Source organism: uncultured Psychrobacter sp., assembly GCF_947495825.1.
Lineage (GTDB): Bacteria > Pseudomonadota > Gammaproteobacteria > Pseudomonadales > Moraxellaceae > Psychrobacter.
In genome coordinates this window covers 138,492-153,856 of the sequence record NZ_CANMAH010000010.1, presented here as the reverse complement: position 1 = coordinate 153,856, position 15,365 = coordinate 138,492, and the positions used below count along the sequence as shown (strand labels likewise).

Below are 15,365 nucleotides of genomic sequence, written 5' to 3'. Positions count from 1 at the left end.
CAAGGATGGATGGAGAATAATCTACCTAAACTGTTTCATGATATGGGCTGTATCGATTTTATAAAGATTTAACTATAATTATTAGCTTCAATGTAATACTCTAAGTGTACAAGCTGAGTAACTACATTGTCTTCTAAAAGCTCAAAATCACTGTATAGCTCTTCAAATGAAATTTCTAGCCTATCTAAATCATGAAAGATCCATAAACCATCTTCTGGGTTATCTAAATTATAGAATTTAGATATTTTAGGCAGTTTTCCAATATCATTGCTTAAACTAGCCCCAAAATCTCTATCTTCAAATAACCATAAACTACTTGATGAAATACCATCCACCCTAAAAGACAAGTCTTTAATTAAACCTTCATCATATAAGTATTTTAAACATTCAAGTAATAGCCGCTTTCCAAACAAAACAGAGTAATTTTTTTCAGTCACACTATCGATTAGAACCTGATTGTCTTTATCACAAAAAATATCTATTGAACCACTCTTTATAGTGATTAACCCGTATGAGTTGAAATTACCATCCACACTCTCTCCACTTGAATTTTTCCCCATCAAATCTACACCAATATCAGCATATAATTTTTTTAGAAAATTATTTGTATAATTTTTTAGCATCCTTTCTCTTTCTAATTTCTTTCTATAGTCGTTATAGACAACTTCCAACATTCTAAATATCAAGTAGTTTTTTATAAAAATAGATTTTCTTTCAGGATTATTCTCAACAAATTGTTCAAATATAAATGGATTTCTCTTTAAATCAGAAACCAATCTTTCTATCATATTTTCGAAGCTACTGATCTCAGTATCAGCTTCTAGGTTATTAATCCTTTCCGTATTTATTCCATAAACAGGCTCTACCTCTTCAATGACTCTATCTAATTCAGCTTTCTTCTGTACCTTATAGATATCAATTATTTTTTTCTGTAGACTATCGTCTAAGCATTCTTTAAATTCATCTAGAATTTCAACTTTAAAATCTTCAAATCTAAATATTAGTAAACCGAACAAACGCCCAAAATATTCCTCTTTATCACTTAAAGTGTAATTATCAATAATTTTCAATAATTCATTTAACATATTATTCCTATGTGATTTTTTTATAGAACACCTAATAGTCAGTAGGTAGTATTAATTTATCTATTCTATTCTCAGCTCCTTTCAGCCCTTTCAATAGGTTAGAATCATTCTCATATTTTGCTCTATCTATTATATATTTCAAGTCTATATCATTATTAAATAAAGATACTAGAATTTGAAAATAACCTCTTAACTCTTCTTTCATCAAATCGTGTAAATCTTCTGCGTGATACAAAATTACATTTAGACCTTGATATTTTATTTCTCTCGATAAGCTAGACCAGTCATTATTTAAATCGAAATATAAAACTGGGTAATGATATTGATCTATATTACTCAAGACATTCCGATAATCATTACTTACTTTAATCTGCAACCCAGCAGGTTTTCCAAATTGAGCACTGCCTCTAACACAAAGTAATTGGCTTTCATTATCCTCTTTGTTAACCCATATTATATCTCGTTGAGTGTCATTAGGATTATAGTGCTGGTTGTAAAGGGACTTAGTCTTTAAAGACCCTGTAGCTACAGCTACATAATTATCTAAACTGTTACTAATTCTTGTGCCATATCTAGCAATTTTCCCTAAGGTTCTGTTGATGTTGTAATCTGTGTTGCATAAATCTACTACTAGTACTTCAGCTATGCTTCCTAATAATCGTGTAGCGTCATTCTTGGGATTATTAGTGAAGAGACGCTTCAACTGTAATCCCCCTGTAATTTGTCCTTCTGACATTAATATATTTAATAGACCATTTCCCCATCTAGTTGCCTGTAGATCGATTGTAGGATGTTGCTCATACTCGCTTAGAGGCTGTGTATGAATTATATTATTACTGCTAGAATCTCTTACAATAACTTCTAGCACGTATTTTTGATTAAAATCTTCTAAAATCAACATTACCCATCAACCTAATACTAAGTTATGTGTCCTTTATACTAGTCAAACTAGATTTAAGGTTTTCTAATACCTACATTCATCTGATTCTTTTCATATGCAATTGATATTAATATTTTTTCACTACCATTCTGCTTATATTTTCCTCTCTTTTGCGCGAGGGACGAGCGCCGAGCTGAGCCTTTAAAAAAACACCGCCCCATGCATCGCATATTTCTATGGTTTAAAGAACTCCAATGCTGAGGCCATTCTTTTTAGTCTTTTACTTTTGCTCTTATCTAAACCAAACTCGAATAATTTATAATTTCTATAATACTAACAAATGTTTAATTAGTAATATATATACTAACCCAACAATTGACTAACCGCTACCTCTCTTCCCAACCCATCAACCACCTCATTAATCCGACTTGCCAGTGCATTCTCTTCCTCACTATACGCATCCTTCTTAAACAACGCCTTCGACTTCCTCGCCGCTTTTACATACGCACTATTTTTATACAGCGCTGCGGTGACTTCCTTATTGGCAGACGCTAGCTGAATTAGATACGACTCCAGCTCTCTATTACTCGTATTAAGCAGAATGATCGTATTTTCTAACTTTTCGGAATTATCTAAAATATCCTGTATCTTCCCTATTACCACTTTATCTTGCTGCTCAAACTTTTTTGCATTGGCACGCGACTTTAAAGTAGAAAATAGAATGAAAGGTATAACCATAAATGCTAATACTATGACGTAGCTAATAAGCGTCGTACCGCTACCCCCTAACGCCAGTAACAAAAACCAGATGACCATTAAGGTGAGTAGTCCTGCCATGATACCTGAGAACAGTGAGAACGATGGCAGCCAAGTTTTAAGTCGAGCGGCTTTGGTAAACCCAAGACTATCAATGGTCGTGACTTGATTATCGATTTTATCGGTACTTTTGATGGCTGCTATAACTGCTTTTATATTTGATGAATCGTCTACCAAACGACTGCTAACCTTTAGCTCTTTTATGATGGCAGCGATATTTTGCTCTAGCTTCGCGATGCCAAAATTGATCTTTTCTTGTAGTTCGGTGACTTTATTAAAAATAAAGCTGTATTGCTCATAGGTATTATCGTAGGAATTTTTACTTTTTATAGCATGTTCGTGATGGCCTAAAGTCGCTACATATAACAGCGCGTTTTTAAAGTCGCTTTCGACATACACTTCTCTATCGTAGTCGATGTTTGAGGAGGTTTTCAGTTGTCGATATTTTGGCGAATCTTTGGCTTGGTGGCGATAGAAAAAGTAGCTAGGGATAGCTAGTAATAGAATGATAAAGACCAGCTTAAAATAAATACTATCCATAAGTATTTTCCAGTTTTAGTTAAATTATCATAATAGCCACTTAAACCCAATCAAAACCGCCACAGTTATAACCAACCCTAACCAACCAAATCCCCTTGTGCCTTGTACTGGTATCTTCGTATTTATTTCAGGAAATAGAATAGCGCCATACGATACTAGAGGTAATAACAGCAGCAAGGTATCAATATGACGATTCGTTGAGAAGTATGGAGGATTTAAGAATAGATAAACAAGCACATATACCACCATAAACACAGTGGCGAAAATGGCATTCTTATCTAACGGCTCATGACGATTCCAGTAGAAATATAGAATCGCCATGATTAAGAACGCAAGTATTAAAGTTATGGCCATTATAATGATTGCTTAGACTACAACGCCCTAAGCTCTTCCATCTGCGCCGTCATCGCCGTCAACTGACCCTCTAGCTCAGCCAATTTCGCCTTTTCCGCATCGACTACTTCTACAGGTGCTTTACTGACAAAGCCTTCATTACCGAGCTTGCGCGCGATACCGTCGGCTTGCTTTTGTAGCTTCTCATGCGCTTTGCCCAGACGTGCCAGCTCAGCCGTTGGATCAATCAGACCTTTCATCGGTACGAGGACACGTAGTTGACCGACCATACTTGATGACGATAGTGGCACCTCATCACCTTCTTTTAGTATCTCTAAGCTCTCTACTTTGGCAAGCGCTTTAAACTGGTTTTTGATACGTGATAGACGCGCATCTTCGTCGCTAGAGACGTTTTGTAGCAATACTGGCAGGCGTACCGCGTTACCCAGCTTCATCTCACCGCGGATATTACGCACGCTCGCGATGAGCTCTTGTAGCCACGCCATATCAGACTCGACTTGCTCACTGATTAGCTCGCTATCGGTTTGTGGGTAGTCCGCGATGACGATACTGTCGGTGTTTTTACGATTTAATAGTGGCGCGACGGTCTGCCAAATCTCTTCGGTCAGATACGGCATGATCGGATGACTAAAGCGTAGCGCAGTCTCAAGCACATGCAAGAGTACGTAGCGGATTTGCGCTTTACGCTCATCTGTCACCGAGTCATCATTGAGGCTGGCTTTGGCAAGCTCAACGTACCAATCGCAGTACTCGTTCCAGATAAACTCATAGATATCTTGGCTGACCATATCAAGGCGATACTGAGCAAAGTGCTGATGGATATTGGCAATGGTCGAGTTGAGACGGCTCATAATCCATTTTTCTGGCAATTCCCAAACCTCAGCATTGGCCACTTGGTCGATAGGTTTGGCGTTGCCGTCATTATCGATACAGTTCATAAGTACAAAACGGCTGGCGTTCCAAATTTTATTACAGAAGTTACGATAACCCTCGACACGTTTTAGATCAAAGTTGATATCGCGACCAGTACTGGCAAGAGATGTGAAGGTAAAGCGCAGCGCATCGGTGCCGTAGGCTGGGATGCCTTCTGGGAACTCTTTACGCGTTTGCTTCTCAATTTTGGCTGCGTCTTTGGGATTCATCATATTGCTGGTGCGTTTTTCAACCAGCGCTTCTAGATCGATACCGTCAATCAAATCAATCGGATCTAAGACGTTACCTTTCGACTTGGACATCTTTTGACCATTGCCATCACGCACTAGGCCATGTACATAGACGGTCTTAAACGGTACTTGCGGCGTGCCATCTTCATTTTTGACGAAGTGCAGGGTCATCATAATCATGCGCGCGACCCAGAAGAAAATAATGTCAAAACCAGTCACCAACACGCTGGTCGGATGAAAGGTCTCAAGCACGCGCGGATCGGCGTTAGGATCTGCCCAATCAAGCGTACTAAACGTCCAAAGCCCCGAGCTAAACCACGTATCAAGCACATCATCATCTTGGCGCAGTTTTACGTCATCGCCAAGGTTGTATTTGCTGCGTACTTCGGCCTCGCTACGTGCGACATAGATCTCACCAGTCGCATCGTCGTACCAAGCTGGGATACGATGACCCCACCACAGCTGACGGCTGATACACCAGTCTTGTAGATCAGTCATCCATGCCATATACATGTTTTTGTATTGTGCAGGGACGAACTCGATGCTGCCATCTTCTACTGCCTCAATCGCAGGGCCCGCCAGCTTATTGACGGCTACATACCACTGATCGGTCAACCACGGCTCGACGATGGTACCACCGCGCTCAGCACGCGGGGCTTTGAGTGCGTAGTCTTCTACTTCTTCTAGCCAGCCCTCGCTACTCGCTTGCTCGATCAGCTGTTTGCGCGCAGCAAAACGCTCAAGCCCTGCGTACTCGCTCGGCGTAGTCTCTAACGTTGGCTCGCGCGTCTGCAAATCAGGATAGACTTCCATCGCTGGCAAAATGTTGGCACGCTCATCAAGGATATTAATCAGCGGCAAGCTATGACGACGCCCCAGCTCATAGTCATTAAAATCATGCGCTGGCGTGATTTTGACTACGCCTGTACCAAAGTCGCTCTCGACATAATCATCCGTAACGATGGGCACAACGCGACCAGTAATTGGCAAAGTGATGGTTTTACCAACTAGATGAGAATAACGCTCATCACTTGGGTTAACGGCAACAGCGGTATCACCCAGTAAGGTTTCAGGACGAGTGGTGGCAACGACAAGGTAGTCTTTACCATCTTGAGTCTTCAGGTCTTTATCAGTGAAATAATAGCGAAAATGCCACAAGCTGCCTTTTTCGTCGACGTTTTCTACTTCTAAGTCCGACAGCGCCGTTTGGAACTTCGGATCCCAGTTGACCAATCGCTTGCCACGATAAATAAGACCATCATCGAACAGACGTACAAACACTTCTTTTACCGCATTTGATAGACCGTCATCCATGGTAAAGCGCTCACGTGACCAGTCCACCGAGCTGCCAAGCCTGCGAATCTGACGGGTAATGTTGTCGCCCGACTCTTCTTTCCACTCCCAGACTTTATCGATAAAGTCTTCTCGCGTCATGTCGCGGCGCTTGATACCTTGCGCCTCTAGGCGGCGCTCAACGACCATTTGGGTGGCGATACCGGCGTGATCGGTACCTGGTTGCCATAGTGTATTGTCACCATCCATACGGTGATAGCGCGTGAGCGCATCCATAATGGCGTTGTTAAAGCCATGTCCCATGTGCAGCGAGCCTGTCACGTTCGGTGGTGGCAAGGCGATAGAGAACGACTCGTCCTTATCAAACGTTGGGGCAAAATAACCGCTCTCCTCCCAGCCTTGATACATGCCGGCTTCGACATCCTTGGGATTGTAGGCGTTTTCTAATTGACTTAAGGCGGCTTGAATAGATTGAGTTAGGTTAGACTTAGTATTGATGTCAGTATGGTTCTCAGGATTGCTCATAATAGAATTGTCTTTTAGTAAAAATGAATGTGGCCAAAAAATATAACGAAAAATAGGCAATATAAGTAATAGGGTGATTTTAACGCAGATAGCCAGATTTTGTTAGATGGTGAGTCAATTTATCAGGTTTGAATGAGTGTATTAAACAATTAACAACAGCAATCAGCCGAATGCTACATATAATAGGCCACAGTCATGTTATAGAATATAGCGTACTTTCCTATGTTAGGCGTTACGTTCTATAAGCCTATGCAGCAAAATCATTATTCTATAACCAGCGAGCTTACTGTGCCCCAAGATACCGAACGTAAAAATGACCCTCAGATTAATTCATCAAACGATGCGCATGTAGCTGATAACAATGCTCATGACGCCCATAAAGTCCATGGCGAAGACGAGCAACACAACGATGATATGGCGGACAGTCAACATCAAGAGGACGAGCAAAAGGGTAGCACAATCAAAGCCACTGAAAACCTTAAGGATGAAGACTTTCCGGAAGAGATCAGCGATGAAGATAAAGAAACCATCAAAAAAGTCGCTAGCGATGACAACTTAAGTCAAGCAAAAAGTTACGCCAGTATCTTAGTCGAGCAAGTCATTCATGCCAAAGAAACGTTTGATCGCTCTTTAGGTTCTTTATTTACCAGTGCCTTTACTGCTGGGCTTGAGATCGGCATTAGCTTTTTTATAATTTTAGCAGCTTTTGCCTTGCTTAGCGGAGTGATACCCAATCAATATGCAATGGTACTGTCCTCATTGTTATATCCGATAGGTTTTATTATCGTCGTTATTGGTCAGTCGTTATTGTTCACTGAGCAGACTTCACTATTAAGCTTACCTGTATTAAATAAAATAGAGCCATTACACAAGCTGCTGCGTCTTTGGGGTATTGTTATCACTGGCAATATCGCCGGCGGCTGTATATTTGCCGCCTTAATGATAGGACTCGGTTTAAATATGCATCTGTTTAGTGTCAGTGATATCGATGCTTATGCAGAGCATGTGCTGGGCTTTAAATGGTGGGTTATCTTCGGTAGCGCTGTATTAGCAGGCTGGATGATGGGCGTTGCAGCCTGGCTTGTAACTTCAGCGCGCGATACGATTAGTCGCATTGTCTTAGTCACTCTCATTACTGGCAGTATCGGCTTTTTGGGACTACATCATAGTATCGTTGGCAATATCGAAGTATTCGCCGCGCTCATGTACGGCACTACGGTAAGTATCTCAGGTTACTTACTATTTTTAGCAGTGGTACTGGCAGGGAACACTGTTGGGGGCGTCGTATTTGTGGCAGTACTAAAAAATCGTACTTTCTTATTTGAAATCGAAAGAGTCAAGCAAAAAGCAAGAAATGATAGAAACAGTAGATTAGCCCGAATGGGTATACGTCGGCGTTAGCGTGTTTTGACATCATCAGTGCTGACGACTGCGGTGCCATAGGCAATGGCTTCAACCATACTACCCAGCTGATTGATATTACTAACTTCTAGGCGCAAGCCATAGATATGATTGTAGCCCTTGGCTTGTGCTTGCGTACGCATACGTACCAAAGCCTCACGGCGAGAGCGGTCTAATAAGGTCTCATAAGTAGTGAGATTTTTACCAAACAAACTTAAAACCCGAGCGATGACCATTTTGAAATAGTCTTGTGCGATGACAACGCTACCGAGCACCAACTCACCTTCACTATTGGCTGTCAGATTGGGTCGGTAAAAACGCTCACTAGACACAACGATATGAGCCAGCTCTTTTTCTGCAATTGTCAGCTGTGCTAAATGCTGACGCTCATGACGCATACCAAAAAACCAACCAACCACAAACAATAAAACAAATGGCCCATAGTTGATGAGTATTTGAGTCATAGAATCATTCATGGCACGTCTCTTATCTTAAAAGCGAAGGTGAAGTTGCAAGAGTTTTGCAGTTGGTTCACTATCGTTAACCAAAAGGATTAAAACGTGGTAACTCATCAGTTGGGGTCTGCGCTGGGCTTGATGGTTCGCTGGATTGATAATCATTAGAAGGATAATGCGGAGATTGAGACGACATAGGTTGTTGCATACGTGTCGCTTTGACAGCAGTACCATAAACAAACAGCTCTGAGGCCCCTTGTGCGATACTTGATGTCGAAAAGCGTAAACCGACGATCGCATCCGCGCCTAGAGCTTCTGCCTTGACAATCATACGATCAATCGCCTCTTGACGTGACTCTTCTAGCAGCTCAGTATAAGCCGTCAGCTCACCGCCAACGATGTTTTTAAATCCAGCAAACAAGTCTTTACCGACATGTTTTGAGCGCACAGTACTACCATAGACGACGTCTAAGCGTTCAGTGATTTGATAGTTAGGTAAGTGCTCAAGATTGGAGAGTTGCATAGCCATGGTATTACCTTAGCAGTGACTTATAGAATTAATCGTTAACGGTAAAATCAATCAGGATGAATCAAGGCTGGTTATAGATAGCATCTATATACAAATAAACGCTTATAGATTCTATCTATCGACCAATTTAATCATTGGTATGGAACAATAAAAACAATTCGGTTAAGTTGCCTTCAATACTGTTTGCCATCTGTACCATTTTATCTTCATCAGCGCGCATCTCAGCAAGCTCAGGGTCTTCATCGTCGATACCGCTTAACACAATCATCGGTAAGGTCAATACGGCGACATCTTCAGCCGTGTCTTCATCTTCAAACCAGTTACTGGCTTCATCGCCATACATAGCATCTACAAACCCAATCGACCATGCCACGATGTCTGACTCATCTGAAAAATCGACGGCGACTTCCTCATTACCCGCATCTTCACCAAAAGGCAGCTCAATAGGTGTCTCGTTTTTTAGCTCAGCCATGATAGAGTCGCGCCAGCGGCGTATACCATCGACGACGTTGTCCGGCACTTCACTGACATGCCCTTCAAACAACGCATCTATCCAGTTTGGTAGCGGACGTCCTATCACAGTAGCAGTCAAAAACCCGTGAGTGGCGACACTGTCGAGTATAAACTGACTTTCTTGGTTGTCTAAGAAGTCTAACAGCTCATCAAAGCTTAATTGGTTGCTCATGAAATACTTATCCTTGAATCGATAATTGGGTGATAACCAATACTAAAACGGAAGTTATCTATGATAATTAATAAGGGTTAATCAATTTGACGATTGACCAACACACTACCTATGTATCTACCTATGAAATACCGTTTTGATTTTTGTGAATACTATTAACGGCAGTCGATAAAATATAGAGAGTTCAGCTTAGCATAGATGAGTATTGATAATCTGTTACGCTTACTATGTGACCTGATTAATAATCTGTGATTGAAACTAACAAACAATCGGTGGCCTAAAGATAAAGACGTCTAAAGATCCTCATCTTCCCAATCATCATCAAAGTCATCGTCATCATCATCACCTAGATCATCTAGCTCGTCTTTTAGTGCTTTGGCCAGACGCTTTTCTTCTAGTAAGTTATCAATCAAACGACGTTTTTCAAGGCTACTTAGACGGGTACGAACACTGGTCTCTGCTTCTTCAACCATCTTTGCATCATCATCATCGGCAAATTCGCCATCAAAATCATCATCGATATCAGTATCACTCATGACAAACTCCTATTACTTGGGCAATAAATTCAAAACACATTGATATACTTATGCCTTATAAAGTTTCGCTCGCACCTTGTCAATCCTTTTTACGCATATCGCTGTTTTATTGTTAGTTATAAATGGAGGCTTTTGGTTGCGAGTTAGTTTAATTTATCTTTCACGTCTATACATTAGTCGACTAAAAATCAATTGGTAACGCCTTGTTCTTCCTCTTCGACCCCTGACATCAGTACCGCATTACGGACAGACGCCAAACGTTGTATCATGGCATCATTACCACCATCAAAGACAGCACATTCGCGCTCGTATACCGTTGTTGGACGCTTCAAGCTCTGCACCTGTACATGGCTACCGATTTGCTTGAGTCCAGAATTAGGTAATAAAATAAGCATTTGTTCTTTTCTACCAACGCTATTGAGCAATTGCGTCATCGCTTGTGTTTGGGCTTCGTCACTGACACCAACTTTGGCAGGCAACGCAAATCTTGACAGTTCAATATGCTTTTCATGAATGATCTTGTTAAGCATTAAATACAGCTTCCCTAACATAACACCGGCTAGGGCAGCTTTTGCATGACTGTTGTCAGCTCTAAGTACTGCACAAGCGCCACTTTCATCAAAACGTGGCTCATTTACAGCACTGACACCAAGCAATAGTGGCTGCTTGAGTAGCTCTGTCATCGCTTGATTTAACAACTGCGTACACAATGCTAGATAAGGCATGCGCATCTCAGGAGCCAGACGCTCTAGCATATTGTATTCATCGTGAAACATAATCTGCACACTGACTGTATCAAAAGTGCGCGTCGCAGACAGCTTTGATGTGCTGCTAGTAAATTTGTGAGCGCCACTACTCTCGATTCCTGTGCTAATCTGAGCATCATCTGCATGCTGAGCTTGGCTACTAGTATTATTTGACTGTGTGCCTTGCGCTAGGTCAGTTGATGTATGAGAGCTTGCCTGCTTATCAGCAGCATTGGCTTGTTGTGACTTTAAATACGCATTGAGCTCACTATGGATACCAGTGGTATTAACTTTGCCGGTTTTACCTGTCTCATGATCGCTTGTATCGGCAGTATGATGAGCATCATCGCCCACAGCGCTATCCAAAGTCGCCTCTACGCCCCCAGCATCTTTACTTTCGGCATAATTTTCGTTAGGCGCGCGTCCATAGCTCAATTGTCCAGATTGTATGTACTGTTCGCGGTGTAAGTCTTGAATATCTCGGCTCAACGCATTGATCTGCTCTTTGGTTGGACGAGCCACATAACCATACAGCAGCCATAAAAAAAGATGCAGAACCAACGAACCAATGACGAACGGCCATTGCATCGCGATAATCTCGCCCTTACTGATATCTTTTAGGGTCAAGGCGACACTGCCAATAACGGCATCACCTTTAGTTGCCATCTGACTGATGGTATCGCCCTGCTGCATCGGTGCATTGCCGACCGGTACTAAAATCTCACCATTGCTATCTTTGATGACGATGCGCGCCACGTCCTGCTCGCTAGTATAGCGATTGGCAATGACACTTAAGCTTACGCGGTCTTCGTTTTCTAAAGACAGACGTGCCTCATCGATCAGCTGGGCGACCATTTGTTCGCCTTTTTGTTCACGACTTGTCGTCAGTTGCTGATCGGTGCTGATGACTAGCAGTAAAGTCTGCAAACAAAAACTGACTAGAATGATAATGGCAAACAACCCTTGCCGCGGCGCTAAATACGTCATGATATGTTAAACTTTTTTGAATGGGGGAAATTAAAAAAACGAGGCTGCTGCTCATTTTTTGGAAAAGTATGCTACTAATCATTTTAACTCAAATGAGTCTCATTTAACTGCACTACCGACTATCATACAAGCAGTCGTCTAACTGGTATTGTCTATAATATCACTATACGGTTCATCATAGGTTTATCCGTCAGTATACATTTAATTATCTGCAAAGTTCGGTCAATATACTAGAGGTGATGGCATTATTATTCAACTGTTATACTTTGTGCGTCATGTATAGGCGATACACGGTAAAACTGTTATTATTCCTAATCTTAACTGCGCACACAAGGGACAATTGAGACATGCCAAAAAATACGCCTTACTCGTTACCAAAAGACAGCAAAGCATGGCAACAAGCTGTAGATTCTGTAGCGTCATTGTTGCCTGACGATACCAATCTGCTAGACTTCGATACGCTCCAATCTCTACCTGTATTTGCACTAATTGTCGTATTGCCAGCGCATATGCACGCGCTTGATATTCATCAATATGTACAATCTTGGGTCGATGAGCAGCCAAGCTGGCATTTGGTAACAGTGGCAGAAGATACGGAAGCAAGCTTTGTAGATATTACCATTCCTAAAGCTGCTACTGACACCGCTTCTGTTTCTGGCACTGACGATGACAACGAACAGCCGTTTGTCCCCGCTCAGGTATTTCGTTATTTATTGGTTCCTGTCACTGATACGCTCATGCATCCTGGCAAAAAGACAGCAGCAGCTCACATCATTGATGATCAGCTGACAACTCGTCTGCGTCACGACTTGGCAGAGAATTACTTGGCAAAAGATTACAGCGGCGCCCAAAGTCTGGGCATTGATAGCATGAATGTAGTCGATTGTCATATCTTATCTATTGGTCATATGCTGCGCACGCATAAGCTTGTTTGTTTCGATATGGATTCAACCTTGATCGAACAAGAAGTCATCGTTGAGCTGGCAAAGACTGCTGGTATTGGCGAGCAAGTAGAAACCATTACCGAGGCAGCCATGCGCGGCGAAATTGATTTTGATGAGTCGTTTGTGCAGCGCGTGTCACTATTAGAAGGCATATCCACTACAGTACTGGATGATATTTGCGCGCGTCTTACCTTATCGACAGGCGCTCGTACGACTATCAGTGCCTTTAAAGCGCTGGGTTACCATACGGTGCTGGTCTCTGGTGGGTTTACTTATTTTGCCCGTTATATCGCTGAGCAGTTGGGCATTGATGAAGTCCATGCCAATAACTTAGATATCGAAGATGGCGAGGTGACCGGTCATGTGCAGATGCCTATCGTCAACGGCGCCAAAAAAGCGTCTATCGTCGCTCATATCGCTGAGCGTATGGGTCTTGATATGTCACAAGTAGTCTGCGTTGGTGATGGCGCAAATGACTTACCGATGATGGCCAATGCCGATTTGGGCGTTGCATATCATGCCAAATCTATCGTCCAAGCTCGTGCCGATGCAGCGGTAAACGTCACAGGTCTTGAAGGCGTACTCTATGCACTTGGGTATCCTGCACTCATCTCAACCCAGTAGCCAGTTAACACTTATTTTTATTTTTTAGAAAGGAATGTCCATGACGGCATCACAATCCCCGCGGCCAGACACGCCGTCATCAAGCGCGAAGACTGATGCAGCTCCTCTATCAGACTTACCAGCAGACCTATCATCGGCCCCATCAGCTACTGTAGCCAATGCAGACAACCCTAAGCAGTTGGCGGCGGTCTATATTAAAGGCATGGCGATGGGCGCAGCTGATATCGTACCTGGCGTGTCGGGCGGCACTATCGCTCTGATTGCAGGTATCTATGAGCGCTTAATTAATGCGCTAGGTAGTATTGGGCCAAGCCTTTGGCAAGTATTTCGTCAGCATGGTGGTATCAAAGGTTTACTTGCTGTCTGGCGACAAGTCGATGCGACATTTTTGCTATTTTTACTATTAGGTATTGCCACAAGCTTTGCCACCTTAGCAGGTCTAATCAAGCACTTACTCGACAATCAGCCCCTACTTATCTGGTCGTTTTTCTTTGGTTTGGTGGTCGCGACTGTCGTTATTTTATTGAGTGAAATAAAGCGGTGGAATGCTGCGCGGGCGGGGTTGTTTGTCATTGGTATTGTGACAGCGGTCGTGATCAGTAACTTACCCTTGCTCGCTACGACGCCAAGCTTACCGTATTTATTCTTTGCAGGTGCAGTTGCGATTTGTGCAATGATACTTCCTGGTATTTCAGGTTCATTTATTTTATTGCTAATGGGCGCTTACGATACGGTATTAGAAGCCGTTCATACTCTTAATCTAACTATTATTATTACTTTAATGGCAGGAATGGCAACTGGGCTACTCATTTTTACGCGGGTGCTCAAATGGTTGTTAGCGCGATTTTATCAAGGAACATTAGCACTGCTTACTGGCTTTATTGCTGGCTCACTGGTCAAAGTATGGCCATGGAAAGTAGATGCTTTAGGCACTTTAAATAGTGAGGCTGTCAATAATGTAGCTCCATGGCATTACCCAGCTGGAGCACAATGGCTGACGACATTGGGGCTGATGTTACTCGGGGCAATCTTAGTATCAGCCCTATCATGGTGGGGCAATCGTACCAAACGCGTACAACCTATCAAGTAACAACTCTAACTGTCTGATATTGCTTTACTTTTCATACAACGATTTACTGTAAGCGCCTAATAATAAGGCGCTTATCTTTTATAATAAACCTTCTTTTTCTATAAAGTTAAACTCTCTTTTTTTATAAAACAGCCACTATAAAACAGACGACAACTGTTGTCGTAAAGTCGCTTCTACCCTATTCAGCTTTTTATGGCAAACCAGCATAATAGTCTTATTGAAATTCACCTTATGAATAGCGAGATGAATGATGTTTTTGACTATATTTTCTGTTGCGGGGGTAGATACGTTAGGCGGCAGTGCGCTACTTGGCTATGGTCTATTGGCAAGCTTTATCATAGCTATTGCCTTCACTTCGCAGCGTTGGCTACTATGGTATATGCTCGGTGGTATGATATATTGGCTAAGCGTTGAAGTGTTACATAGCGCGTTGATGAGTGGTTTTGGCTTATCTGATTGGCATAGTTATGTGGTAGCATTTGGTATCAGTTGGCTGCCGTTAGCAGGTTGGGTGTTATATCGTGCGCTGCGTTACGATGACGTAAGCCGTACAGTGCAGCAAGAGCGTGAACGAGCTGCTGCACGCTACGTTGAACATACACCTATTTATGATGATCATTATCAGCCACGCTTTTAGTAGCCCCTTTTATTGTATATGACTTACTTGTTAATCATTGCGCCTAGTATCGGCGCATTTTTTAGCGCTATTATT

General features: G+C 42.2%; 14 protein-coding genes. 4 read left to right on the top strand and 10 right to left on the bottom strand.

Annotation, left to right across the window (positions count from 1 at the left end; all coding sequences use genetic code 11):
- Positions 1-68 precede the first annotated feature (68 nt).
- From Q0895_RS11425 to Q0895_RS11405, 5 genes are all read right to left on the bottom strand, one after another.
- A complete protein-coding gene (locus Q0895_RS11425) occupies positions 69-1,085 on the bottom strand; it encodes a hypothetical protein (protein ID WP_299189008.1) in 1,017 nt (338 codons plus the stop codon).
- A gap of 31 nt (positions 1,086-1,116) precedes the next feature.
- A complete protein-coding gene (locus Q0895_RS11420; RefSeq protein ID WP_299189007.1) occupies positions 1,117-1,986 on the bottom strand; it encodes a hypothetical protein in 870 nt (289 codons plus the stop codon).
- Positions 1,987-2,328: 342 nt separating this feature from the next.
- Complete coding sequence (locus Q0895_RS11415) at positions 2,329-3,321, bottom strand: hypothetical protein (protein ID WP_299189006.1); 993 nt, start codon at positions 3,319-3,321, stop codon at positions 2,329-2,331.
- A gap of 27 nt (positions 3,322-3,348) precedes the next feature.
- Positions 3,349-3,675, bottom strand: coding sequence for a hypothetical protein (locus Q0895_RS11410; protein WP_299189004.1), 327 nt, complete (start codon positions 3,673-3,675; stop codon positions 3,349-3,351).
- Between the two features lie 17 nt (positions 3,676-3,692).
- Positions 3,693-6,656 (bottom strand): valine--tRNA ligase, encoded by a 2,964-nt coding sequence (locus Q0895_RS11405; protein ID WP_299189002.1) that lies wholly within the window; start codon positions 6,654-6,656, stop codon positions 3,693-3,695.
- A gap of 288 nt (positions 6,657-6,944) precedes the next feature.
- On the opposite strand from Q0895_RS11405, the gene Q0895_RS11400 reads away from it, so the two are divergent.
- A complete protein-coding gene (locus Q0895_RS11400; protein WP_299188999.1) occupies positions 6,945-8,057 on the top strand; it encodes a formate/nitrite transporter family protein in 1,113 nt (370 codons plus the stop codon).
- Here Q0895_RS11400 and Q0895_RS11395 read toward each other — a convergent pair.
- The 5 genes from Q0895_RS11395 to Q0895_RS11375 all read right to left on the bottom strand — a co-directional run bounded on the left by Q0895_RS11395 (position 8,054) and on the right by Q0895_RS11375 (position 11,995).
- Positions 8,054-8,533: a heavy metal-binding domain-containing protein gene (locus Q0895_RS11395; RefSeq protein ID WP_299188997.1), complete on the bottom strand. Its 480-nt coding sequence runs from the start codon at positions 8,531-8,533 to the stop codon at positions 8,054-8,056. The genes Q0895_RS11400 and Q0895_RS11395 overlap by 4 nt on opposite strands.
- A gap of 64 nt (positions 8,534-8,597) precedes the next feature.
- The gene (locus Q0895_RS11390) at positions 8,598-9,035 is read right to left on the bottom strand and encodes a YbjQ family protein (RefSeq protein WP_366139949.1); all 438 of its coding nucleotides are present in this window, start codon (positions 9,033-9,035) and stop codon (positions 8,598-8,600) included.
- A gap of 133 nt (positions 9,036-9,168) precedes the next feature.
- Positions 9,169-9,726, bottom strand: a complete 558-nt coding sequence (locus tag Q0895_RS11385; RefSeq protein ID WP_299188994.1) for a UPF0149 family protein — start codon at positions 9,724-9,726, stop codon at positions 9,169-9,171.
- A gap of 293 nt (positions 9,727-10,019) precedes the next feature.
- Complete coding sequence (locus Q0895_RS11380) at positions 10,020-10,262, bottom strand: PA3496 family putative envelope integrity protein (RefSeq protein WP_058369226.1); 243 nt, start codon at positions 10,260-10,262, stop codon at positions 10,020-10,022.
- Positions 10,263-10,450: 188 nt separating this feature from the next.
- Entirely contained in the window at positions 10,451-11,995 is a 1,545-nt protein-coding gene (locus tag Q0895_RS11375) for a hypothetical protein (protein ID WP_299188991.1), read from the bottom strand.
- Positions 11,996-12,342: 347 nt separating this feature from the next.
- On the opposite strand from Q0895_RS11375, the gene serB reads away from it, so the two are divergent.
- The 3 genes from serB to aciT all read left to right on the top strand — a co-directional run bounded on the left by serB (position 12,343) and on the right by aciT (position 15,290).
- Entirely contained in the window at positions 12,343-13,563 is a 1,221-nt protein-coding gene (gene serB, locus Q0895_RS11370) for a phosphoserine phosphatase SerB (RefSeq protein ID WP_299188988.1), read from the top strand.
- A 40-nt stretch (positions 13,564-13,603) separates the two neighbouring features.
- Positions 13,604-14,653, top strand: a complete 1,050-nt coding sequence (locus Q0895_RS11365; protein WP_299188985.1) for a DUF368 domain-containing protein — start codon at positions 13,604-13,606, stop codon at positions 14,651-14,653.
- 247 nt (positions 14,654-14,900) lie between these two features.
- Positions 14,901-15,290 carry an AciT family ciprofloxacin tolerance protein gene (gene aciT, locus Q0895_RS11360; RefSeq protein WP_299188983.1) on the top strand — a complete coding sequence of 130 codons (390 nt, stop codon included), beginning with the start codon at positions 14,901-14,903 and terminating at the stop codon, positions 15,288-15,290.
- Positions 15,291-15,365 lie beyond the last annotated feature (75 nt).